The sequence below is a fragment of the Bacillus sp. SLBN-46 genome, from assembly GCF_031453555.1.
Classification (GTDB): Bacteria; Bacillota; Bacilli; order Bacillales; family Cytobacillaceae; genus Neobacillus.
Genome location: NZ_JAVIZM010000001.1, coordinates 2476350 through 2500386 on the forward strand (window position 1 = coordinate 2476350; position 24037 = coordinate 2500386).

Genomic DNA, 24037 nt, shown 5'->3' on the forward strand with positions numbered 1-24037 from the left:
TATGCATGTAAAAACACTTAACTTTGAAATCCCGCCTTTCTTAAATGCCAAAATGCCACCTGAGAGAAGGGGGATACGAAGAGACCATGTTAAGTTAATGATTCAGGATCGACAAACAGGGCAAACAAATCATGATATATTTTTCAATCTTGATCGTTATTTATCAAAGGGAGATGTAGTTGTATTAAACAATAGTAGAACTGTTCCTGCTATATTATTAGCAGACTTATATCGTGACAAAAATTGTATCCAAAAAGGGATAGAAGTCCGCTTAGCAAGACGGAAAAGTGATCAAATTTGGGAAGTGATAGTAGTTTCTGCTGAAATAAAGAATGGAGATCTTCTAGTCTTTTCTTCAACTCTTCATGGGGTTGTGTCATGCGCTTCAACGAATACCCCTTTTATTACGATTCAATTTTCAAAGCAAGGAACAGCTTTGTATGATGAAATTTACGCACTAGGAGAACCTGTTCGATATGAATATATTAATAATCCTTGGGACCTAAACTATTATCAGACGGTCTTTGCTACCCAGCCTGGTTCTGTAGAAATGCCGTCCGCAGGCAGAGCCTTCAGTTGGGAGCTATTATTTAAGCTCCAAAAAAAGGGGATTCATCTTGTATTTATTCAACTTCATACGGGGCTTAGTTATTTATTGGATGACAAATGGGACCACTCGCCAACAGAAAACTACGAGGAATATCATATTCCAGAGGAAGCATGGGATACAATTTTACGGGCAAAAGTGGAGGGAAGAAGAGTGATTGCAGTGGGAACAACAGTAGTACGTGCTATGGAAACAGCAGCTTTGGATGGCTGTCTACGGGGATGGACCAATCTTTATATAAAGCCAACATACAACCTAAAGATTGCAGATGGGATTATTACGGGAATGCATGAACCAGAAGCTAGTCATCTAGATTTGCTCTCAGCCTTTATTGAGAAAGATCTCTTAAGCAACGCCTATCAAGAAGCGCTAAAAGAAGGGTATTTATGGCATGAATTTGGTGATATGAATCTCATTTTATAATATGATAGGATTTCTTGAGCCTTGACTCTCCGGTCAAGGTTTTTAATTGTCTATCACCATGGTAAAATAAGTGGGAAGTTGATTTTAATAGGTTTAATTTTATAAGTAGTTTGTACCGCTCACATGGAATGCAGTTTAAAAAAATAAAATATCTACTATGGTAGTCTATTTTGCAGAAAATTCAAATAAATTAACTTTAAAGATTCTTCTTGGAGGCGGTGTACAATGTTTCATTTCAGAGAAGAACATTTAACAGATTTTGAAGTTAGGAAGTCGATTATAAAAGAAGGATATTCTATTAGAGAAGTTTATTATGAAAGCCCTTACAACAGGTGCGTGAAAGCCTTTCTTATTGTGCCTAATCAAACAAGTTCACATCCTGCTGTGGTTTTTATGCATCCTGGTCAGGAAAATAGAAAAAGTTTTTATAAGGAAGCTACATTGCTAGCTGAAAAGGGGTTTGTTTCTCTAATTATTGAATCTCCGTTTTTGGTAGACTGTCATCAAGAAGGGAAACAATATAAAAAATTCATTCAAACAATAGAGCCGTTGGTGGATATTCAAAATTACACTCAAATGATAATGGATATAAGGCGTGGGATTACTTTTCTTAGTAAACTAGAATTTGTAGATGCGAACCGAATAGCATACGTCGGACACGGATTCGGCGCTACATGGGGAGGAGTGCTTGCCGGCATTGAAAACCGAATTAAGGCTTTTGTTTTAATAGCTGGTGCCTCCAAAACCTCATCCTGGCATATGACTAGTGAACATCCAATGGCTGTTTTAATTCGGAGTTTTTTGCCACCAGAACGGTTTGATTTTTTTATTTCAAATTTACGTAAATTCGATGCCACCCATTATATTAAAAATGCAGCCCCTGCTTCTATTTATTTTCAATTTGCAAAAAATGATGAATATGTTGATTGTGACCAGGCAACTTCCTTTTATAATACAGCAAGCTCTCCGAAAAAAATAACTTGGTATCAAACAGACCATGGATTCTCACAGTGTGAAGAAGCATTTTTAGATCGCCATAATTGGCTTCTTGATAAGATTGGACTACCTAATGACATCTTTGTAACGGAATAAACAGTAAACTAAAATTAATTCGCTTACAAACGGGAATTTTGTTGAAAATTGCTTCATTGAATGGTATTTTATATAATATTGAAGGGATAAAAGAAAAACAAGGATAGTCAGTGAATTTTACCTTTCGTCCCAATGGGGATGGGAGGTTTTTTATTTCGTCACCTATGGGCAAAGTTGGAGTCCATTCACACTGGCTAATAAATGAACTTTATACATATGATTTAGGAGGAACCACTATGAAACAGACCTTAATCAAGGATTTGTACAGAAACACAGAAAGTTATGTGGAACAAAAGGTGCAATTATCAGGATGGATTCGTACCATCCGTGATTCCAAAACTTTTGGTTTTATTGAATTAAATGATGGTAGCTTCTTTAAAGGAGTTCAAATCGTTTTTGACGAGCAATTAAATAATTTTAAAGAAGTTACAAAGCTTCCGATAAGTTCAACGATTAAAATAGAAGGAGACTTTATTTATACTCCTCAAGCAAAGCAACCCTTTGAAATTAAAGCAACTGAGATTACTATTGAAGGTACCTCAAATGTAGATTATCCGTTACAAAAGAAAAGACATACATTTGAATACCTTAGAACGATTGCCCATTTACGACCAAGAACTAACACATTTGCGGCTGTCTTTCGGGTGAGATCATTGGCAGCATATGCTATCCATAAATTCTTCCAAGATAAAGGATTTGTATATGTCCACTCGCCGATTATCACTGGAAGTGATACGGAAGGTGCGGGTGAAATGTTCCGTGTGACGACATTAGATTTGGAAAATCTTCCGAAAAATGAAGAAGGAAAAACGGATACAACAAAGGATTTCTTCAGTAAGGAGTCTAACTTAACTGTAAGTGGACAGCTTTCAGCTGAAGCATTTGCTTTAGCTTTCCGTAATGTTTATACCTTTGGACCAACCTTTAGAGCTGAGAACTCTAATACCGCTCGACACGCAGCGGAGTTTTGGATGATTGAACCAGAGGTCGCTTTTGCGGAACTTCCTGATATTATGGATCTTGCAGAAGAAATGGTTAAGTATGTTATTGGTTATGTAATTGAAGAAGCACCTGAAGAAATGAACTTCTTCAATAGCTTCGTTGAAAAAGGCCTATTAGATCGCTTAAATAATGCCTTTACGGCAGATTTCGGCAGAGTGACATATACAGAAGCCATTAATCTGTTAAAAGAATCAGGTGAAAATTTTGCTTATCCAATTGAATGGGGAGCAGACCTACAAACAGAACACGAGCGATATCTGTGCGAAAAAGTTTTCCAAAAGCCAGTATTTGTTACTGATTATCCAAAAGAAATTAAAGCCTTCTATATGAGATTGAACGAAGATAATAAAACAGTTGCTGCAACTGACTTATTAGTACCAGGAATTGGAGAGTTAATTGGAGGCAGCCAGCGTGAAGAACGTGAAGATATTTTAGCTGGGAAAATTAATGAACTTGGTATGAATGAGGAAGATTACTGGTGGTACTTAGAGCTAAGAAAATACGGCGGAACTAAACATTCTGGTTATGGCCTTGGATTTGAACGTTTAATTATGTACTTAACTGGTATGACAAACATCAGAGATGTCATTCCATTCCCAAGAACTCCAGGAAATGCAGAATTTTAAGCCAAAAAAGACCAATTCATTCAGTGGATTGGTCTTTTTGTGAATGCTTGTGCTTTTCTTACTGTAATTCTTCTTCAAAATAAAATGTACCTGGGTGCTCTTTAACGGTATAGGAATATCTCTTCATATTTTTTACATATTGCCATTTTAAGATGGTGACCATTTCACCAGTTTCTTTAATATTTACAGTTTGGCCGCTACTATATCGGTTATTTGAATTCTTCATTTAATTACACCCCTTCTATATTACAATTTAAGTATAACACAAATTAATTTATTCTATTTGTCCTTCATTTAGGTTATACTATAAAGTTAAAAATTGGAATCAATTCCTTTTCCTTTCATTTTTAACGCAACTATGGTATGATAAAAAAAAGTGAGGTGTCATTTTGACAAATTATAAAGCAAAAAAGAGTAACCTCAAGGCCTTATTATCCAAAAACGGCATGGACTTGGTTGGTTTGGAAAAGAATACTAATATACCTCGAAGTCAACTCAATGACTATTTATCCAAGAAGGTAATGAGTTTAAATTCTGCTATGACCATCTCCAAAGAATTGAATTGCAAGATTGAAGATTTATATGTATGGACTGCTGAAGAAGCTTAATCTTAAAGAAAAAAAACAGACTCATGTGAGTCTGTTTTTTTTTTAGTTTTTCAACAATTTTAGTTAGACAAATCACATTTATCTAAAGGAATTACTTTAGTTTTCTTTGTAAATTTGTATCCCAACCATAAGATAAGGAAAAGCGGTAATCCAATATAAGAGACCAACACACCATTCCAATCGATAGTGCTTCCAATAAAGGCTGAATAGTTTTGTCCTAAAACAACAAATCCGCAGACAGCAAAAGCGAAAATAGGACCGAAAGGGAAAAATTTTGATTTATATGGTAATAAACTTAAATCCTTTCCTTGCGCTATAAAGGCTTTTCTGAATCGATAGTGACAGATTGCAATTCCAAGCCAAGCAATAAAGCCGGACATACCTGAAGCATTTAATAACCAGACATAAACCGTGCCATCTCCGAAGAAAGAGGCAAGAAAGGCCAGAGTACCGACTAAAGTTGTTGCAAATAGAGCATTGACAGGTACACCATTTTTATTTAGTTTCCCTAGAAACTTGGGAGCTTTTCCTTCACGTGCTAAGTCCCAGAGCATTCGGGTAGAAGCGTACATACCAGAATTACCAGCAGATAAAACTGCTGTTAAGATAACCGCGTTCATTACTGAAGCAGCAAAAGCAATTCCTGCCTTTTGAAAGACAAGAGTAAAGGGACTAACCGTAACATCGCCATTTGCTAAATTTTCATTTGTAAAAGGGATAAGAAGTCCGATTACTAAAATAGCTAGTACATAAAATAAAAGAATGCGCCAAAATACTTGTTTCACTGCTCGTGGAATAGCTTTCTTTGGATCCTCCGTCTCACCAGCAGCAACACCTAAAAGCTCTGTTCCTTGGAAGGAGAAGCCAGCTGCCATAAAAATTCCTAGCATTGCCATGAAACCACCATGGAAAGGAGCGTCACCAACTGTGAAATTTTTGAAGCCGATTGCTTCATCTCCCATTATACCGAAAATCATTAGTGTACCAATTATGATAAAGACAATAACCGTTACTACCTTTATTAATGAAAACCAGTATTCTGCTTCACCAAATCCTTTAACAGAAAGATAATTTAATAGAAACATGATGACTAAAAAGATTCCACTCCAAATGAAGGATGGTGTTTGTGGGAACCAAAATTTCATGATCATCGTAACAGCTGCTAACTCGGCTGCAATGGTAATTGCCCAGTTATACCAGTAATTCCAACCTAGTGCAAAACCTAAGGAAGGATCGACGAATTTAGTTGCATACGTACTAAAGCTTCCAGCAACGGGCATATAGGCTCCCATCTCTGCTAACCCCTGCATCAAAAAGTAAACCATTAGACCAATAATAATATAGGAGAGAATAGCTCCGCCTGGTCCTGCAGAATGTATGGCCCCGCCACTGGCAAGGAATAAACCTGTACCAATTGTTCCTCCAAGAGAAATCATGGTAAGGTGACGAGATTTAAGGCTTCGTCTTAACTCTGAGGGTTCTTTTTTAGGTGATAAATCACCATTATATTCATTTTCTTTTAATACTTTTGCTGTTTGCATTATCTTTACTCCTTTTTTGTTTTCTTTCTTTTTTTTCGAGAAGGAGTTTGGAATAAAAAATGCCATCGAAGTAGAATCGATGGCATTATCAATACCCCGCATCATACCTTCCGAAAGATAGCTCAACACGAATGGCTGGTAGGTCCAATTCGTGACAGTTCTGTTCCTATTTGGAGACAGCCCCAGCATGCTTTGTCAGAGAGTAAAGCACACTTCGGCAGTTTTTCCTTTCAAACGGAGTCAAAAATGTCTTCTGCATCTCATCCGCCTTACTAATAAAAACCGCGACCTCTACCTCATCGGTTTGATGAGGATTTAGCTTATGAAATTAATATATTTCTAAAGTATAAATAATATCGTACATTTGTCAATATATTTTTCTTGAATAACTTTTTTACTCATTCAAGCCAACATTAATTGACAGATAATTAAATCTTTTGGAAAAAAACTATTAAATTTACTTTAAAAATGATAATCGGTATTATTTTTAAATATAATGATGGCAGGTATTCGGAGGTATTTTCATGCGGATTTTTGGACTTATTACGGGATCACTAATTGTTGTACTAGCCTTTAACCTTTTTTTAATACCTCACGAAGTGTTAAGCAGTGGACTGAGTGGGATTTCCATGATAGTAGGTATGGTTACACCACTAAATACTGGGTTAGCAAATTTCCTTTTGAATTTTCCGTTACTGGTTATTGGGTACAAAATGTTAGGCAAAAAATTTATTATGAACTCGATCTTTTCAGTGCTCATCATATCAGTTGGGCTCTATGTAATACCTGTCTATGAAATTGCAAATGATAGGATTTTGTCTTCCATTTTTGGCGGCGCTTTAACAGGTCTTGGGGTGGGTATTGTCTTCCGAAGTTCTGGTTCTACAGGTGGCTTTGATATTATTGGTATGATTGTTTCGAGAAAAAAGGACTTTCCAATAGGTGCACTTCTATCAGGTATGAACGCAGTTGTTATTTTGATAAGTGGATTTATGTTTAACTGGGATGCTGCACTGAATACCTTAGTATCTATTTTTGTAACAGGTAAAGTAGTTGATGCCATCTATACAGACCATGCTAAGCTAACGATAATGATCATCACAGATAAAGGTGAAGAGATGAGATCACATCTGTTAACCAATCTGTACCGAGGATTGACAATTATGGATGGAGTTGGAGGCTACTCTAATAATAAACGAAATGTATTAATAACAGTGATCTCACGATATGAACTGAATGAAATTAAAAATCTCATTGTTGAAGTAGATCCTACAGCATTCGTCAATATAACTGAAACGATAGAAGTAATGGGACTGTTTCATCGTCCTAGTCCCTCATAAAAAAAATGGGCCTGCACTATACTTATAGTGAGGCCCATTTTTTATCAATTATTAATGTATTTTTCAAATACAAAACCAAAATCTTTCACACAATACTGTTTTTTACTATCTTCTAACCATTGAAAAGCTGCTTGGTTCAGCATTTTAAATTGAACAACTAAATTGCTATCTGGACTGGTTATTCGACCTAGAGTAGTAGAGGCAACATCAAGGCTTTGTTTGGCAAATTGAAGACTAATTTCATTTTCATGAGATATTTCAGCAATTTTTATCAAAGCTTTATATAAATCTTTCACTTCCTCAATATGCTTCTTATGAATGTCAATTGAGAAAGGCTGTGAGCCAATTTTAAACTTAATTTCAACATCAAGGTCTACAGTCCCAGCTGTTTCAAGTTTAACATCAGAAATTTGATTGGTTGCAAAGCTATATCGATGCAGCATACGCTTCTTGCTTGTAGCACTTGTACCATCAAGGTGAATTAGGGCGTTATTTGTAAAACAATATTCATCCGATTTTGATTTAATTAGAAAATAAATCTTCTCATTATCTTCGTGCATAACATAATCATCAGCATCAACCTTATCATAATTCTCTGGTTTAATAACAGAACCAACATCACTTAATCCTAAAATATCAGCAGCTACTTTTCCAAACATTCCCTCAACCTCACTTTTTAAGAATCTTGACATACATATGTACGAACGAAGCGGCATAAAGTTTCACAACTATTGTTTAAGATTTTGAACTACAAAACACTTTATGATCATAATGGTCATTGTATGAGTTAACAGTGTTACGGATAATTAAGAAATTTGTTAAACTTAGAAATGAATCTAATGTGAATGGAGGTAGGCCAATGTAAGCACCTTTACTTTTTTTATAAAAATTTAATAAAAAGTGAGGGTGCTTTTATGTCCAATTTTGTTAGAAAAGAGACTTCTTTTCGGTTTCTTTGGTGTGGGCAAATATTTGCTAACCTAGGGGATATTTTGTATGTAGTTTGTTTAATTAAGTTAATTTTTGACGCGACTGGATCAGTTACGTATATGGCGCTAGTCCCATTTTTCAATACCATTTCTTCCTTAATTAGCGGGCTATTAGCTCCGTTAATAATAAATAAATTCAAGCTTAAATCAATCTTGTCATACTCACAAACCGGTAAAACGGTGCTTCTGCTTTTGTTATGTTTTGTTGGGGCAACTGTTGGGGAAGAAAGGTTGGTTTGGATTTATCTTCTGATTTGCCTTATATCTTTTTTAGACGGGTGGGCATCCCCAGCTCGGAACGCACTAATTCCTAGTCTAGTTGATGAGAGTAAACTGGTGAAAACTAATAGCTTACTCTCCATATCTGATCAAATAGTCCAGCTAATTGCTTGGCCGATTGGAAGTATTTTGTTGGTATTTTCTGGTTCGACAAATATACTTTGGTTAACCTTCTTACTGTTTCTACTTTCAACCGTTTTTATGTGGCTGATTAGAGATGGTTGGAAACAATTACCTCATGGAAACGAATCAAATATGGATGTGTTAAGAGAAGGCTGGGCAATTATTTGGAATTCGAAACAGCTTCGAATCATCAGTTTAATGAACATTCTCGAAACATTTGCTAATGGGGTATGGATTGCTGCTATCTTGTTTGTATATGTGTCGGATGCATTAAATAAAGGGGAGAGCTGGTGGGGATTTATAAATGGCTCTTTCTTTGGAGGGATGCTCTTTGGAGGGCTACTCATATATCGTTTTTCTTCCCTGATTGAAAGGAATCTTGGAAAAACCATTTTTTGGTCAACGTTTATTTTAATTGTAATAACCTTTTTATTTGGAACTACCTCTATTCCGTGGTTTGCTCTATTTGTTTCTTTTTTATTTGGTTTTCCACAAATGGCACGTGATATTGCAGAAACAACCATTATCCAAAAAAGCGCTCGGGAGCAACTTTTAGCAAAAGTCTATTCAGCTAGAGGAACTTTAATATTTGCAGCATTCGGCCTTTCATCCCTTGTAATGGGCTGGATTACTGAGAAATTCGGGGTGAGAGTAACATTTTTGATGGCAACCAGTTTTTATCTAGTTTCTTTTATCGTTGCATTCATTAATAAATCGGCCCTATTTGTTGAAATAAAAAAGAATAGAGATTAACTTCAGTTAAAAAACGGAAATCGCTTGATGGTTTCCGTTTTTTAATGGAGAATACACTATATACTCTTTTAATACATAGATTATTTTAGATTTTCAGAAAAAGGAGGAATAAGAAAAGTGCGGCCTATCATTTTAGGTGTTTTTGCAGCTTTCTTTTTTGCATTTACATTTATATTAAACAGATCGATGGACTTAGCTGGAGGAAGCTGGATATGGAGTGCATCACTCAGGTATTTTTTTATGGTACCCTTTCTTTTCATGATTGTACTTAGTAGGAAGAACCTCAAACCATTACTTGTAGAGATGAAGAGTCGTCCAACTTCATGGGTAATTTGGAGTACAGTGGGTTTTGGATTGTTCTATGGCCCCATATGTTTTTCAGCTGCTTATGCACCAGGTTGGTTAATCGCAGCTACTTGGCAAGTTACCATCATATCTGGTTCTCTCCTAGCCCCGCTTTTTTATGAAACAATCATAACTAAAAAGGGACCTTTAAAAATTAGGGGGGAAATTCCTTATAAAGGCTTACTAATGTCAATGATTATATTACTTGGAATTATTCTCATACAGCTTGAACAAGCTAATCATTTATCAGTTCTTACGGTTAGCTTAGGTGTGGTTCCTGTTTTAATTGCATCGTTTGCCTATCCATTAGGAAATAGGAAAATGATGGAGGTATGTGGTGGCCGTCTTGATGTTTTTCAACGCGTATTAGGAATGACTATAGCCAGTCTGCCTTTATGGATTATCTTATCCATTTATGGAGTGATAGATGGTGGATTACCAAGCATGGGGCAAACCATTCAGTCAGGGCTAGTTGCTATTACCTCTGGAGTTATTGCAACGATACTATTCTTTCGAGCAACAGACCTAGTGAGAGGAAATATGCAAAGGCTTGCCGCTGTAGAGGCCACTCAATCGATGGAGGTTTTATTTGCACTTGTTGGAGAGGTGTACATACTAAATTCAGAACTTCCAACTTTGTTATCGTGGCTTGGCATTTTGTTAGTCATGGGTGGAATGTTACTTCACAGCTATGTGTCACAAAGAAGAGAATTATCTAAAGACCAAACCGTTGGTGCATAAGTTAGGTATGAATCTAAAAAGAGGCTGACTCAAAAGCAAAGGTGTCTGACCCCACAATTCAATATCTAGATAAAACCTAGTGAAATCTAGTTTGGATATTGTTTTTTTAGTGGTGTCAGACCCCTTATGAGTCAGCCTCTTCTTTTTTGTGGTTCCTGCTATTAACCGTTAAGATAGGGGGTGAGTTTATCAATTGTGGCTTGTAAGAGAGCTGCATTTTTTTTATACATCGCTTTTGATATTGAACAATTAGTTTCAAGTGAAAAGATTTCTAAATCTGCCTGTGCTTTTTTTAAGGTTGCTAGTAATAAAGGACGCTGGGCAGGTTCTGGCACTTGTATCTTATCATCATATAGATCAACAGTCAGTTCACCATAGGAATCCACCTGACCAAGAAAAACATTATCAAGTGTCACACCTAGTTTTTCTAACTCGGTATATAACCAGCCTCTGCCTTTCCCTGCACATCTTAAAGGTTCATCAACAATGTTCCCGTCCATAATGACTGTTTGTGGTTCTTTTTCATTCGGCATTCTCATTTGTAAATCTTTAGGTGTCAAAGGTCGGTTTTCTCGTCTTAATAAGGTGCTTAAATTTCCTCGTGGTTCTAGAACGGCAAATTCAACATCAGCAATTTTAAAAATATCCTTTTGTCGAAGTAGGGCAGATAACTCATCAATAGTGTATTTCTCTTTTTTTAGATTTTCCTCTAAAATTTTCCCATCTTTAATTACAACAGTGCCTTTACCTTCTGCAAAATCACTAAATTTTTTACTTTTTATTGCTAAATAATTCACTAAAAAGGTAACGAATCCGAAAACAATGAGTGCAAGTACACCATGAAACATGTTACTTTCAAGCCCAGTAACTACTTCACCGGCAATACTTCCTATCGTAATACCAGCAACATACTCAAAGAAAGAAAGCTCAGATATTTGCTTCTTTCCAAGTACTTTTGTAGTGATAAATAAAAGAAGCAAGAAAAATAAAGAACGCCCTATAATAAAAATCCAATCTGGCATTATTATCACCTCAAATATTAGGAACCGCTATATTGTGGCTCCATTCGTTCAAGCTCCAATACACGATATTGAAGATCCTTCTTAATCTCTTCGATTGTTAACGTAGCATCATGAAAGATAACTTGTGCTTCCTTATCAAGTGAATTTAACGCCATGGAAGATAATTGTGCCTCAATTCCTTTAATGGTTGAAAGACATTGTTTAACGTTTGAAGCAATAGTCACGTGAACCACTTCCTTTCAAATATAAAAAAATGAAAAAGGGGTTGGCAAATTTGCCAACCTAGCTATTTTTATTGGTTGTATTGAGGTTCTTCCGCTAAAATTTCTTGAAGGCGTGGTTCAAGACTGTCAAGAACGGATTGTGTTTGTTGAGCGGCTTGTTGATATAGCTGCTTTGCATTTTGGTTATCTGTAGCTAAAGCAAAGGTTTCAAAGCTTGCCTGAGCACTTTTTAACCCTGCCAAAGCTTGTTTTACTTGTGTACCTACTGTCATTTTTATCCTTCTTTCGTGGTAGTAATTGAATTACAGAGATAGTATGTGAGTTTTTTATTTGCTTATGTATTTTAACTTAGTAACAAGAGACTTAAAAATTTTCCAATTGATGAAAAGTACTTAAGACTCCTGCATATAGTTGTAACATTAATAATTTCAATAGTGAGGGGGAATTGCGTGAGACAGGATAGCAAAGATGATTTTGTCCAAGGATTTGTGGCTAATCATAATCATGGATCTGTAGATTATACCGGGGTAAGCTCTGGTCATGTACATCAATGTTTAGATGTCACATCACCACCTATTATGACCCAGGATGGGGGACATGTACATTTTACTGAGGGTTATGTTTTATTTGAAAATGGTCACACACATCACTATCGTGCTTACTCAAGTCCAGCTATTCCAGTAGGAAATGGTATGCATGTCCATTATTATGATTTTTATACATCAGAAGATAATGGACATAGCCATCATATAAAAGGAGTTGACCAGCCTGCTCCAGGATCAAAATAATGTTAAAAAACCAATCTTACATAAAGGTTGGTTTTTTGAAATTTTTCTAAAAAATGTAAATAAAAGGTTACAAATAGTAAGAATTTTGAGGTAAAATTATAGTAAAATTTATTTTGGAGTGATTTGGTGATTTTATCAAGAAAGAAAATGGAAGATGAACAAAGTCAAGCTAAACTGGTTGCGTACACAATTATATTATACATATGTAGTTTCATCGCACCATTTGTTTTAGTTTCTTCTTATCAAAGTATGGTGTATTTTTCGCGAACATATTGGTTTTTTTCAACACCTTTCTCAGCCTACATAACTTTTATGGGAGGGATGCTTTACATAGCAGTTATTATCACACTTTATCTAATTTTCAGGCAGAAGTGGGAGGGAGTTAAGTTTAAATGGATTACCCGTTTTTTACTTCTTGTCAGTATTCCTGCCTTTATTTGCAGTTTAACCAATTATTATTATTTGGATGATGCAGGTATTCATTACAATGCTTTGAATGGAATAGAGGAAAAGGAGTATGGTTGGGAAAAGATAGATAAGGTTCATCTTGTATACAGGAATCATTCAGGTACAACAGGACTCTATCAATATAAATTTGAAATGTCAGACGGAACAATGGTCACGATTCCTTATAATGATAAGCTTGCGGAACATAAATTTAAAATAGAGGAAATAATTAAAAATAATAAAATCACTGTGGTGGATAATTTTAAAAATCCAGTAGTAGATTAAAGGAAAGGTCATCCCACTTGGACAGTAGGATGACCTCTTTGATTTTACATATTTGTTGGCTCTAGAACCAGTGGATGCAAGGCATTCGTTTGGTCAATAAAAATAAATGAATCGTATCTCTGTCCCATATTCGAGGGAACATAATTCCCGAAATGCTCATACTCGGGGCGGTAAACAACACCAATTGCTCTATGACCAATAGTTGTAGTGAATTCTTGGCGATTCTCGTCTGTAAATATCAAATATTTATTCACAGGCTCACTTTTATGCATTAAGGATTCCCAGCTTCCAAATTGGGCTGGAGGCACATTCATTATTTGAAAGTTTTCTCCCCACTCTGTGGAGGCAATTACCGTTCCGCTATAGGTCCCAAACCCAACAATATAAACAGAATCATGAGCGTTTGCCTCTCTAATTAATTGACCGACATTAACCATACCATCATCCTGCATGTCTGTTGCTCGTGCATCCCCAATATGAGTGTTATGCTCCCATATGATTACCTTAGCATCATCACCATAAAAACTCATTATTGCATTAAGAGCTTCGACCATATGTTTGTCGCGAATATTCCAAGATTCTGAGTCACTTGTCACCATTGTACGATAATAATCCTCAGCATTTGCTGTAACTAGAGCATTTACTTCCATATTCAAGCTGCTTTCAGGTTCGGCATCAAATTTCCATTTATTTTTTCTAATAGATGCAAGGAGGTCAAGAGCTTCTTTGATGCAGTTTTCAGATAAGTAACCAGCAGAAACAGCATAGGATTCATGATTACGGTTGTATGGCTCAAAACATGAGAATGCATTTTTTGCTACAGCAAGTTCAGTTGAATTTGTCTTTTCTAAATATTTGACTATTTCATCCATACTCTCAAAAAGGCTATATACATCTATTCCATAAAAGCCCACTTTTTGCTTGGTGATATTTTTCTGGTTATAATCCTTTAACCATTCAATCAGGCCAGTGATTTCCTGATTAGACCACATCCATGTTGGCCAACGATTAAAAGCCTCAAGTACTTCATTAACATCTTTAACTTGATGGTTAAATCCCTTTATATATTGGTTGATATTCTGACATGATGGCCAATCACCTTCAACTGCTATAAATGAAAATCCTTTTTCCATAATTAATCGTTTTGATATTTCGGCACGAAGTGAGTAATATTCAGAAGTTCCATGTGAAGATTCACCAAGAAGAACATATTTTGCATCACCAATCGCATCTATTAATGGATTTAGATCATCAACCGAATCGAAAGGTTTAGCATATTTTTTTATTGATTTAAGCATTTATGTTATGGCACCCTTTTCTTTTATTTTTGATTTCAGATAATGTTCCCTTTTTAAACTGGTTATAGTCCAATGAAAATTGAAAAAACCCCCTAACAGGGGGAGTATTAAACTACCTATGCATTGTCCACATACCAATATCCTTAAAACCAAGTCTTTTATATATACGTCCAGCCTCTGGATTATCATAAAAAAGACAGAGGACCTTTCCCTCAGCTAATACATCCTTAAAAAGCTTTTTCATAATAGCTGTGGCAAGGCCTTTTCGTCGATAATCGTTTCGTGTGCATACCCCAACAATCATGGCAGAATGTGAATTTTCTGCAGTGGTTGATACACAAGAAGTAAAAACTCCTTTTTCTTCTGTATAATAGGTTCTAGCAGTATTAGCTTCCATTGATTTTACTAGCATATCTCGTGCATCACTTCTAATATGAAACTCCTTAATTGTAGAGCGAAGATCAATTATTTGATTTACATCGTCTAAACCAGCTTTTTTTATCTCCAGCTCAACGGTGTTTAAGTTTAGATGGATGTCTGTACGGCACTCAGCAAAATAGGTTATTTTTTTTTCTCCAAGGTTAAGGTCCTCAAATTGTTCGAATTTTTCTATGATATCCGATTTTCCTGAGAGAAAAATAGGTTTTGAATAACTTTTTATGATAGAAACAAAGCCACTGACATCGAATTCTCCTTTTGCATACGGTATAAAGGATTGATAAAAACGAAGAAGGACGGCTTTAATTCTTCCATCATGATCAAATTCACCCCAAAGTTCTTGAAAATCGGTTTCGAAGCCAAATGCCTCTATATCACCTAGAATAAATAAATTTATTGAAGGTTCCACACTTAAAAAGGTGAGGACCAGTTCTTCATCATTTTTAGTAAGCTTTCTAATCATATGAATCCCCCTTGTTTTTACCTAGATTAATGAAATGATTGATGAATTTCAAGACTTTTTTAAATAATCGTAAATGTTTGCGCCATTAAGGGAAAAGTACCTTCTTATAGAAACAATAACTCTTAAAGGTTCACTAGTTCGTCACAAAATTCCCGTAAATTCTAAAAATTCAATGTTATAATCAAATTGTAAAGAAAATACAAAGATAACATCTTAGGAGACTCAACCATACGTGTTCGTTCCGTTTGCGAACGAGTAGTAAGGTTATTCCTATTCAATCAATTGGTAGGTGGAGCGAAGGAATCTTAAGAAGAAAAAGCTAAATCTTAACTTACCTTAAATCATTAGTTTTAAGAGCAAGTGTTATTGGTTTCCTGGAAATGAGAAACATTTTCTACTTATTCAAAAGGCTGGGTTAACAGTGTTGATTGGAGCGGAAGGCTCGAAGACTCCTGTGGGAGTACGGTTCAGGGGAGACCCCGCAGGCGCAAGCGCCGAGGAGGCTCGCCGAAACGCCCACGAACCGCTTGAGCCTGGAGCGGAAATCAACAGGCAATATTAACAGAGCCATTCAAAAAATACGTAGAAAAACTGCTCAGACCAAAAATGTATTCTTTCGTAAAAAGAATCATTAAACCCAGTAACACTAAAACAGCTTTTACCTTTTTAAGAACTATTGCCAAGAGGCCGGAATTTAATTGAGAGAATAATGAATAACGAGTCCCATCGGTATAAAACCGAGAATTTGTTTCTTTTTTAGGAATTTGAATTCCATTACATTACATGTGAATTAATTCCTTCAACGGAACAAACACACATTTTGCTGACTCTTCAAAATTCCTTTAGTTTCAATAATATGAATTGAAGGAAATGAAAAATTTGATGTAGTTTTGCTAATGTCATGGTTGGGTCCCCTAAGGTGTTATTCACATTAAGGAGTTGCTTCAAAAAGAGGCAGCTTCTTTTTATTTGTTTTGTTCTTTAGTATTAGAGCAAAAATCAACGGTATAATTAGCAGGAATTAAATGAAAGAATATTATAGGAGATATTTGGGAAAATAGTTTCGAAAAGGAGTTGAGTTTTTTATGACTAAAAAGAAGGAACCTACTGTTGCTCCGGGGTTGGATGATCAAGAGGAATTAGAACAAAGCGCTTCAGAGAAAGAAGTAGAAGCAGGGGAGTACACGAGTGTTACAACCCTATCATACGATGAAGTAGACCCTAGTTAGAATTAAACTGCCTGAAATCAGGCAGTTTTCCTGTTTTAGTAATGTAGAGTATATGGAAAATAGGCAATAAAATATAATTAGTGGAGAAAATTCGTTATAATGTAAACAGAAAATAAATTTGAAAGGGGAGAGATAATGTCAGGAATTCAAGAAATGAATATCATTGAACAACAGGAAGCGATAATGGCAAAAATTGAACACCGAAGATTAACCAAAAGAAAGATTTTTCAACGAATTCTATTAATCACACTTGGTGCTGCTTTAATGGCAGTAGGTTTAGAAATATTTCTGGTTCCCAATAATGTAATCGATGGTGGAATTACGGGTATTTCCATCATGCTGTCTTATATTACAGGATGGAAACTAGGGGTATTCATCTTTATTCTTAACATCCCTTTCTTCTTTATAGGTTATAAGCAAATTGGGAAGACCTTCGCTTTATCCACTCTTTACGGGATTATAGTCCTTTCTATTGGAACAACTTTGCTTCATCCGGTTCCAGCGTTCACACAAGATATCCTCCTTGCTACAGTATTTGGTGGGATTGTACTTGGCATGGGAGTAGGAATGGTCATTCGGTATGGCGGCTCACTAGATGGTACAGAAATTCTTGCCATCCTTTTTAATAATAAACTCCCATTTTCCGTTGGTGAGATTATTATGTTCTTTAATCTCTTTATCTTGGGGAGTGCCGGTTTTGTGTTTTCTTGGGATCGTGCAATGTACTCTCTCATTGCCTATTTTGTTGCTTACAAGACTATTGATATTACTATTACTGGACTAGATGAATCCAAATCGGTATGGATCATTAGTGACAACGCGAAGCAAATTGGCGATGCCATTTTGAATCGACTGGGTCGAGGTGTAACCTATATTAATGGTGAAGGCGCTTATTCGGGGGATGATAAAAAAGTTATCTTTTGTGTGATTAATCGGCTAGAAGAAGCAAAATTAAAGGAAATTGTCACAGAAAATGATGATAGTGCCTTTTTAGCAGTAGCTGATATTGCTGAGGTTAGAGGTGGACGATTTAAGAAAAGAGACATTCACTAATGTAATGTGTTATGAACGATAATTGAATTTTGTCGCATCAAGGTAGAGGGATAACTACTCATATATCAACTATTGTAGTTTTTATGCATTTCATGTCGGTTATTAGGGAAAAGCTTCTTTTTTGAAGTTCATGTTTTGTCGTACTATGCGCTTGCCTAGGAAATAGTTGCGCGAAAAATGAAATATTTCCTAAAAAGATGGCAGAGTTTTTCTGCCATCCTTTTTACATTAAAGGAAAGTATAAAATTCAACTTTGAGAACTGTCCAGCTCCAGCGCCTAGCCCCTCGGGTCAAATAACCTTCTGCAATAAAAGTCAAAGAGCGACTTTTCTTGCAGAAGAACATTTGCCTGTCGGGGCTGATCAAGGCGCTTACGCTTTTCTTAATTATAATAATAATTCAAAAACCTCGTTTAATTGGGATGCTCTCTTTTCATCCTGCTCCTCTTTGGCATAGTTAATTTCTTTTGGCAGCATTTTATTTAAAAAAGCAATCTCCCTTTGATTTAATGCTTGAACAAAAGAACCTTCAGAACGATAATTTCCTTCCATGAGTTTACGGTAAATATGTCTTCCCTCTGAATGGTCGTCAGTATAATTCGATAATATTTCTCTCAGGTATCCTAAAGTTTGATCCATGCATTCATCCATCCCTTCACACCTTTATTTTTTGACGTAACGATAATAATATACGTTAGAAGAAGGAAGCAAAATAAAAAGGACCTCATACTTCAGTGAAATGAGGTCCACAGTATTATTTTATTTTGTACAACTAATAATCCGATAACTCAAAATATTTTGATATTTAATAACTATGTTTCCGTGCTCATTTAGAATGTGAAAAAGTTCAGGCTCGAAGTTTGCAGAGAAATTAAATTCTGGTGCATGGTTCCCATGACTAAGAGACTGTTTTTGCATTTTTATAAAGACATTTTTAAAATTTGTGGATTCTAATAAATTTTTCCAGTCATCTTCTAATAATAATGAATCAATTGCGTAAAACTTTTTAATTTCGGATTCTTCATGCTGACTTAATTTTGAGTTAATGGTCATTTCATTTGCAATTAGGCGACCACCTTTTTTTAATACTCTATAGAATTCCTTTAAGGCCTTCGGTTTATTGACAAAGGCTAAAACTGATTCAGATAATATAAAATCAAAGGAATCATCTTCAAAGGGGATTTCTTCAATGGACCCTTGAATTAACTGAATAGGAAGCTTTAAGGACTGAAAACGGCTTTTGGCTTTTTCAACCATTATTGGATTGATCTCCAATCCAAACACCTTGGCTTTGTATTGCTGATATAAATAGGCTGCCGTTTGGCCAGTACCACATCCAGCATCTAATATAAATGAGTTATTTGTAATATTTTCTCCAGAAAGTATATCTTTTGTTAAAAGGATTCCACCAGGATGGGCTCCTCCAACGCCAAATTTAGCTAAGAAATCAAAATAAGTTAAGCCTCCCATAGACACCACCCAATTTATCTTTTTTGCATTCTATGTAAAAAAGGGGATAGAGGTTCTTTAGCATTAACGTGCCAAGAAATGACAAAGAACGTATTGTTTCCTAGGCATATTCAAATTTATTAAGCACAAATTAAGTAAATGGAGGGGAGATATGAACTTTCCAAACCATTCTTAAGGAGTGCTACTCATGCGAAAAATGAATAAAATGCCGTTTCTCAATTTGTTCATGCCTAAACGGAAGAGTAGAGGAACTATGTGGGCCTCACTTTTAGGATTAGGAATAAGTGCTGCTGTTTTTGGAATGAAAAGAGGAAAACGTAGTGACATTACAGGTCCGATTCAAAATGCTGTAAGAAATTTTACACCTAAGACCAACATTAATTTAATGGACAATGCGGCTCTAACCGAATTCTCTGAAGAATTATTAACAAGTGCCTTAAATAATAATAATATTAAGGAATAAGAAAAAGTCCGCTAACTATGCGGACTTTTTCATTTGCTTAATAAGGGGGAGCAGGTACTTTGCGTGGGATATATTGTATATTTTCCGATGAATAGAGTTTAATTATCACTAAATGCCCTATTGTCCTTGCCTGAATTAAAATAGGTTGGTTATACAAGTTCTTAAATTCAAAGTCGGGACCATACCAACTAACAGTGGCATCTCGACCAGGTGGGATATAGGGAACCTTTTTGCTATGAGAAAAACGCTGAACAATTTTTAAACCAGCGTTATCAACAGCATTAAATAAAGTGGAGGATACTTGGCAGATCCCTCCCCCGATATCTTCCGAATATTCTCCTCTGATAATCACAGGGGCTCGAAGATAGCCTTTAGCAACCGTTCTTTTACCAACGACTCTGTTAAAAGAAAAGGTTTCCCCAGGAAACACAACAGTATTATTAATCGCTTTTACTGCTAACTGAATATTAGTGGTTCTCGTTTTGTTACTAGGATTAAAGGTTGTTACATACCGTCCAATACGTATGCTTCGAATTTCTCCAAGTAATTCACTATCCACTTTCGCATAAACTGGGAGCATAGGAATTTCTAATGTACCGTGCCGACGTGAAAAAAAGTAAGAATAAAATTGTTCTGTAAAAGCTTGGCGGTTAATACGAGAACCTACCTGTTCTGAAACTATGGTTCCGTGTTGATTTATGTATGCATTTTTAGGCTGAGTAGTAAAATGTTTATCGAGTTGATCTAAAAACTGATTATATTTTCCATTATCGATTATTGGTAAATCAACATTTGGATTGGAAAAATCCATCCGGTTTAAAGTAGTTATATTGTAGCCGTCCTTTGTAATTTCTAAGTGGTCTGGGGAAACTACTGATTGAACTACCAATAAAACACCAAATATCCAAGACAACATCATATCGTAACCCTCCTCATTATAATATAAGTAGAAGATTGCCAATCCATGTAAAAAGTAAGAAAGAAATCGATTAAGGTAAAAAAGGAAAAATTTCATTAATTTTCCTTTTTGGCATTTACAAATAAAAGAGTATGTATTATTATCATTATTGATAATGATAATAAAAAACAGGAGAAGAAATTGATGATAAAAGAATCAACGGTTGATGTGATCCTACATCCGGTACGGATGAGAATAATCCAATCCTTAATAAACCAACAAATAACAGTACAGCAAATAAAAGATTTACTTCCTGATATTCCACAAGCATCCTTGTATCGTCATATTAAAAAGCTTGTTGATGCAGAGGTTATTCATATCATTGATGAAATACCAAACCGAGGTACGGTTGAAAAAGTGTATTCAATCAATGACCCAAACAAGATGACTTTAGGAATAGAAGAATTAAACAAACTCACAAAGGATGAACACATGGGTTTATTTATAAAATTCATGGCGAATTTAATGGGGGAATACGAGAGGTATTTACAACAAGAAAAAATTGATTTAGCAGTTGATGGTGTATCTTTTCGGCAAACCTCAGTTTATTTAACTGATGAGGAATATGCTGATTTTATAAAAGAACTGGTTTCAGTCTATTCCAAGGTTACTCAAAATAAGCCAAAAAAGGGTAGAAAAAGAAGAACGCTCGCAACAGTAATTATTCCAGAGCAAATGAAAGAGCAATAGGGGGGAATTTTTTAATGAAAATTAAAGAAAAAGATGTCACCATTCAAGGCCACGTAGCACTTAAAGGAACATTAAGCATGCCAGAAATGAGGATTGAAAAAAGTCCAGCGATTTTAATTATAGTGGGTTCTGGAAAAATAGACCGTAATGGAAAAGTAAACAAAAAATTGGATCTTAAACTATATCGTCAATTGGCTGAATTTTTAACATCTATTGGATATATTACTCTTCGATATGATAAACGAGGTGTTGCGGAAAGTGAAGGAGACTTTTTAACAACAGGATTATGGGATTTGGTGGATGACGCACAGGCCGCTGTTCATTTTTTGAAAAGTCTTCCTGAAGTAGACTCGAAAAGTGTTATTGTCCTTGGGCATAGCGAAGGCTGTACTATTGGAGCTGCTGTTGCAGCACGGGAAAGTCTTGGCGGGTTGATTCTACTTTCAGGTGCTGTTGAAAGAATAAGCGAGGCATTAAAACGGCAGAGGGATATTGCAGTTGATGACATCAAACATGCTAAGGGATTTCAAGGATTTTTATTACGTCTATTTGGTACACATAATAAAGTGGAACAACAGGCGCAAAAAGCCATTAATAAGGTACTTCAGTCAACGGATGATGTGATGAAAGTAAACTTTGTTAAAACAAATGCGAAATGGATGCGGGAACATTTTAATTATAATGTTAGAGAGGATTTATCAAAAGTAACATGTCCAGTTCTTGCCATAACTGGGGCACGCGACGTTCAGGCGAATCCAGCAGCCCTTAACGATTTACCTCTTTACGTTAAAGGAGACGCACAATTTAAGGTAATCGAAAATATGGCACACTCTTGTAAACTTGTCACATATAACTCAACTATTTTTACGATGAAAAAAGACATTGTTGCACAAGGAGACCTTCCAATCCATCCTGAATTAAAGAATCAGCTAGAAACATGGCTTCAAGAACACTATAAAAACATTCAACCAATACAATCTATAACCATATAGTTAAATATAGTAAAGCTTGCCCAAGATTGGATGGGCAATTTTTTTTGCACTTGAGAAAATGGTAATTTGGTAGGTGTAATAGAAACTGAAATTTCGATAAAATAGTATTTACTGTTGTAAAATGGCAAAGGAGGTTAAAAAAGACTTGAAATTAAGGATTTTTCTTTTACTTACTTTAACAGTAATAGTACTACGTCCATTACCTACATTTGCAAATGAAGAAGTTACGAAGAATGGTTGGTATGAAGAGGATGGAAAACAGTATTATTACAAAGATAATCTAGTTGTGAAGGGCTGGGTAGCCCTTGGAGACAATTGGTATTATTTTAACCATAGTGATGGAACACTTCACAAGGGTTGGCTATATGATAATGGCAAATGGTATTTTATGAATAATAATGGGGTAATGCAGCGTGGGTGGTTAAAAGATGACGAAAAATGGTATTACCTCGACAGCAGTGGGTCAATGAAAAGAGGTTGGCTTTTAAATGGAGGTAAATGGTATTATCTTGACCATTCAGGAAAAATGCAAACAGGCTGGCTCTATTTAGCAGGGAAATGGTATTCCCTTGCAGATAATGGTGCAATGCAGCAAGGTTGGTTACTTGATAGTGGGAAATGGTACTTCCTTGGTAAAAGCGGTGATATGCAAAAAGGTTGGATATTACAAAATAACCGTTGGTATTATTTAAATCAATCAGGTGCGATGCAAGTTGGCTGGATTTATTTAGATAGATGGTATTACTTTAATCGAAATGGAAGCTGGATTCCTAGTACAATTGCAGATCAGTTTACTACCATTGATGATAATAATCAGCTAATCCTCGTTACGACATCAGGCTATTCCACTAATGTTGCAAAGATACGAACCTTTGAAAAAGTGGATAATAAGTGGTATGAAAAACAAAATATATCAGGATTTATTGGAAAAGAAGGCTTTGCTACCATAATGAAAGAAGGGGCAAAAAAGTCTCCAAGAGGGAAATTTTCGCTAGGCACCGCATTCGGACGCTATCAAAATCCTGGAACAAAACTGCCATATCGGAAAATTACAAGTGATGATGTATGGGTTGATGACCCGGCATCTTCGCTATATAATACTTGGCAAAAACAATCAGAAAATAATAGTCGATGGACAAGTGCGGAAAAAATGAATATTCCAGCCTATAATTATGGCTTTGTTATTAATTATAATACGGTAGAGAGAATTCCTGGGGCTGGTTCTGCAATCTTTTTCCATGTGGCAAGTAGCTATACACTTGGTTGCACAGGAACGGTACAAAATAATGTCCTTACCATTCTTAAATGGTTAGACCCAAGTAAACAGCCTGTCATCATTCAAACGCCTGAGAGCGAAATCGGTAACTATTAATGAATGAATCGAAAAGAAAAATACTTTGATGTAGGGAGTACTGGGTGAACCAGTACTTTTTATATTTTTATGAAAGTAATGAAAAATTTGTAGAAATATAGTATAGTAGCAGTGTTGTAATGTGTATATAAATGCTAGCAAGGAGATAACAGTTTTATAGGAGATGCTATCATGATGGATAACGAAAGAATTCAATTGAATGTAAGAATCACCAAAGATACATCAGCAAAACTTGACGAAATTGTCGAATATTATCAACAAGGCCTGAAGCTTGGTAGAATTTATAAGGGTGATGTGTTAACAGATATTATCGAAAAATCGTATGAAGTGATGAATAAGCAGAAAAAATCTTTCAAGAGATATTAATGGAACAAGGT

At 35.6% G+C, this 24037-nt stretch carries 27 protein-coding genes and 1 riboswitch; of the genes, 16 read left to right on the forward strand and 11 right to left on the reverse strand.

The genetic code is table 11. From position 1 onward, the window contains the following. Nucleotide 1 precedes the first annotated feature (1 nt). The 3 genes from QFZ87_RS12730 (at nucleotide 2) to asnS (ending at nucleotide 3750) form a co-directional block, all read left to right on the forward strand. Nucleotides 2-1030 (forward strand): S-adenosylmethionine:tRNA ribosyltransferase-isomerase, encoded by a 1029-nt coding sequence (locus tag QFZ87_RS12730; protein WP_309861833.1) that lies wholly within the window; start codon nucleotides 2-4, stop codon nucleotides 1028-1030. 225 nt (nucleotides 1031-1255) lie between these two features. Continuing rightward, nucleotides 1256-2122 (forward strand): alpha/beta hydrolase, encoded by an 867-nt coding sequence (locus tag QFZ87_RS12735; RefSeq protein ID WP_309861835.1) that lies wholly within the window; start codon nucleotides 1256-1258, stop codon nucleotides 2120-2122. Nucleotides 2123-2358: 236 nt separating this feature from the next. Then, a complete protein-coding gene (asnS, locus tag QFZ87_RS12740; RefSeq protein WP_309861837.1) occupies nucleotides 2359-3750 on the forward strand; it encodes an asparagine--tRNA ligase in 1392 nt (463 codons plus the stop codon). A 58-nt stretch (nucleotides 3751-3808) separates the two neighbouring features. Here asnS and QFZ87_RS12745 read toward each other — a convergent pair whose 3' ends face one another. Further along, complete coding sequence (locus QFZ87_RS12745) at nucleotides 3809-3976, reverse strand: hypothetical protein (RefSeq protein ID WP_309861839.1); 168 nt, start codon at nucleotides 3974-3976, stop codon at nucleotides 3809-3811. Between the two features lie 163 nt (nucleotides 3977-4139). Here QFZ87_RS12745 and QFZ87_RS12750 point away from each other — a divergent pair, with 163 nt between their 5' ends. After that, complete coding sequence (locus QFZ87_RS12750; protein WP_308083665.1) at nucleotides 4140-4358, forward strand: helix-turn-helix domain-containing protein; 219 nt, start codon at nucleotides 4140-4142, stop codon at nucleotides 4356-4358. Between the two features lie 59 nt (nucleotides 4359-4417). On the opposite strand, the gene QFZ87_RS12755 is transcribed toward QFZ87_RS12750, so the two are convergent. Beyond that, complete coding sequence (locus QFZ87_RS12755; protein ID WP_396133965.1) at nucleotides 4418-5965, reverse strand: amino acid permease; 1548 nt, start codon at nucleotides 5963-5965, stop codon at nucleotides 4418-4420. A 44-nt stretch (nucleotides 5966-6009) separates the two neighbouring features. Beyond that, nucleotides 6010-6201, reverse strand: a riboswitch (Lysine riboswitch). Between the two features lie 222 nt (nucleotides 6202-6423). Here QFZ87_RS12755 and QFZ87_RS12760 point away from each other — a divergent pair. Continuing rightward, nucleotides 6424-7239: a YitT family protein gene (locus tag QFZ87_RS12760; RefSeq protein ID WP_309861844.1), complete on the forward strand. Its 816-nt coding sequence runs from the start codon at nucleotides 6424-6426 to the stop codon at nucleotides 7237-7239. A 44-nt stretch (nucleotides 7240-7283) separates the two neighbouring features. Here QFZ87_RS12760 and QFZ87_RS12765 read toward each other — a convergent pair whose 3' ends face one another. Then, nucleotides 7284-7898 (reverse strand): PH domain-containing protein, encoded by a 615-nt coding sequence (locus tag QFZ87_RS12765; RefSeq protein ID WP_309861846.1) that lies wholly within the window; start codon nucleotides 7896-7898, stop codon nucleotides 7284-7286. A gap of 255 nt (nucleotides 7899-8153) precedes the next feature. Here QFZ87_RS12765 and QFZ87_RS12770 point away from each other — a divergent pair, with 255 nt between their 5' ends. Continuing rightward, nucleotides 8154-9383: an MFS transporter gene (locus QFZ87_RS12770; RefSeq protein ID WP_309861848.1), complete on the forward strand. Its 1230-nt coding sequence runs from the start codon at nucleotides 8154-8156 to the stop codon at nucleotides 9381-9383. Between the two features lie 117 nt (nucleotides 9384-9500). Then, nucleotides 9501-10469 carry a DMT family transporter gene (locus QFZ87_RS12775; RefSeq protein WP_309861850.1) on the forward strand — a complete coding sequence of 323 codons (969 nt, stop codon included), beginning with the start codon at nucleotides 9501-9503 and terminating at the stop codon, nucleotides 10467-10469. 161 nt (nucleotides 10470-10630) lie between these two features. Here the strand turns inward: QFZ87_RS12775 and QFZ87_RS12780 are convergent, their stop codons facing one another. The 3 genes from QFZ87_RS12780 to QFZ87_RS12790 all read right to left on the reverse strand — a co-directional run bounded on the left by QFZ87_RS12780 (nucleotide 10631) and on the right by QFZ87_RS12790 (nucleotide 11987). Then, nucleotides 10631-11491, reverse strand: a complete 861-nt coding sequence (locus QFZ87_RS12780) for a DUF421 domain-containing protein (protein WP_396133915.1) — start codon at nucleotides 11489-11491, stop codon at nucleotides 10631-10633. A gap of 17 nt (nucleotides 11492-11508) precedes the next feature. Continuing rightward, nucleotides 11509-11715: a DUF1657 domain-containing protein gene (locus tag QFZ87_RS12785; RefSeq protein WP_309861854.1), complete on the reverse strand. Its 207-nt coding sequence runs from the start codon at nucleotides 11713-11715 to the stop codon at nucleotides 11509-11511. A gap of 68 nt (nucleotides 11716-11783) precedes the next feature. Then, nucleotides 11784-11987, reverse strand: a complete 204-nt coding sequence (locus QFZ87_RS12790) for a DUF1657 domain-containing protein (protein WP_307287277.1) — start codon at nucleotides 11985-11987, stop codon at nucleotides 11784-11786. A gap of 177 nt (nucleotides 11988-12164) precedes the next feature. On the opposite strand from QFZ87_RS12790, the gene QFZ87_RS12795 reads away from it, so the two are divergent. Together QFZ87_RS12795 and QFZ87_RS12800 are read left to right on the forward strand one after the other, a co-directional pair. Next, a complete protein-coding gene (locus QFZ87_RS12795; protein WP_309861857.1) occupies nucleotides 12165-12503 on the forward strand; it encodes a YmaF family protein in 339 nt (112 codons plus the stop codon). 147 nt (nucleotides 12504-12650) lie between these two features. After that, nucleotides 12651-13235, forward strand: coding sequence for a hypothetical protein (locus tag QFZ87_RS12800; RefSeq protein ID WP_309861859.1), 585 nt, complete (start codon nucleotides 12651-12653; stop codon nucleotides 13233-13235). A gap of 44 nt (nucleotides 13236-13279) precedes the next feature. Here the strand turns inward: QFZ87_RS12800 and QFZ87_RS12805 are convergent, their stop codons facing one another. After that, a complete protein-coding gene (locus tag QFZ87_RS12805) occupies nucleotides 13280-14533 on the reverse strand; it encodes an erythromycin esterase family protein (protein WP_309861860.1) in 1254 nt (417 codons plus the stop codon). A 112-nt stretch (nucleotides 14534-14645) separates the two neighbouring features. Then, on the reverse strand, nucleotides 14646-15434 hold the full coding sequence (locus QFZ87_RS12810; RefSeq protein ID WP_309861862.1) for a GNAT family N-acetyltransferase: 789 nt from the start codon (nucleotides 15432-15434) through the stop codon (nucleotides 14646-14648). 1085 nt (nucleotides 15435-16519) lie between these two features. On the opposite strand from QFZ87_RS12810, the gene QFZ87_RS12815 reads away from it, so the two are divergent. After that, on the forward strand, nucleotides 16520-16663 hold the full coding sequence (locus QFZ87_RS12815) for a hypothetical protein (protein WP_309861864.1): 144 nt from the start codon (nucleotides 16520-16522) through the stop codon (nucleotides 16661-16663). A gap of 183 nt (nucleotides 16664-16846) precedes the next feature. Next, entirely contained in the window at nucleotides 16847-17716 is an 870-nt protein-coding gene (locus QFZ87_RS12820; protein WP_396133966.1) for a YitT family protein, read from the forward strand. 386 nt (nucleotides 17717-18102) lie between these two features. On the opposite strand, the gene QFZ87_RS12825 is transcribed toward QFZ87_RS12820, so the two are convergent. After that, complete coding sequence (locus tag QFZ87_RS12825; RefSeq protein ID WP_309861868.1) at nucleotides 18103-18354, reverse strand: sigma-G-dependent sporulation-specific acid-soluble spore protein CsgA; 252 nt, start codon at nucleotides 18352-18354, stop codon at nucleotides 18103-18105. 120 nt (nucleotides 18355-18474) lie between these two features. Beyond that, nucleotides 18475-19185, reverse strand: a complete 711-nt coding sequence (locus QFZ87_RS12830; RefSeq protein ID WP_309861870.1) for a class I SAM-dependent methyltransferase — start codon at nucleotides 19183-19185, stop codon at nucleotides 18475-18477. Nucleotides 19186-19372: 187 nt separating this feature from the next. Here QFZ87_RS12830 and QFZ87_RS12835 point away from each other — a divergent pair, with 187 nt between their 5' ends. Continuing rightward, nucleotides 19373-19648, forward strand: coding sequence for a hypothetical protein (locus QFZ87_RS12835; protein ID WP_309861872.1), 276 nt, complete (start codon nucleotides 19373-19375; stop codon nucleotides 19646-19648). 37 nt (nucleotides 19649-19685) lie between these two features. Here the strand turns inward: QFZ87_RS12835 and QFZ87_RS12840 are convergent, their stop codons facing one another. Further along, a complete protein-coding gene (locus QFZ87_RS12840) occupies nucleotides 19686-20567 on the reverse strand; it encodes a VanW family protein (protein ID WP_309861874.1) in 882 nt (293 codons plus the stop codon). Between the two features lie 108 nt (nucleotides 20568-20675). On the opposite strand from QFZ87_RS12840, the gene QFZ87_RS12845 reads away from it, so the two are divergent. From QFZ87_RS12845 to QFZ87_RS12860, 4 genes are all read left to right on the forward strand, one after another. Continuing rightward, a complete protein-coding gene (locus QFZ87_RS12845; RefSeq protein WP_309861876.1) occupies nucleotides 20676-21296 on the forward strand; it encodes a helix-turn-helix domain-containing protein in 621 nt (206 codons plus the stop codon). Between the two features lie 14 nt (nucleotides 21297-21310). After that, complete coding sequence (locus QFZ87_RS12850) at nucleotides 21311-22288, forward strand: alpha/beta hydrolase (protein WP_309861878.1); 978 nt, start codon at nucleotides 21311-21313, stop codon at nucleotides 22286-22288. Between the two features lie 145 nt (nucleotides 22289-22433). Beyond that, nucleotides 22434-23660 (forward strand): cell wall-binding protein, encoded by a 1227-nt coding sequence (locus tag QFZ87_RS12855; RefSeq protein WP_309861880.1) that lies wholly within the window; start codon nucleotides 22434-22436, stop codon nucleotides 23658-23660. 171 nt (nucleotides 23661-23831) lie between these two features. Beyond that, nucleotides 23832-24026, forward strand: a complete 195-nt coding sequence (locus QFZ87_RS12860; RefSeq protein ID WP_309861882.1) for a hypothetical protein — start codon at nucleotides 23832-23834, stop codon at nucleotides 24024-24026. Nucleotides 24027-24037 lie beyond the last annotated feature (11 nt).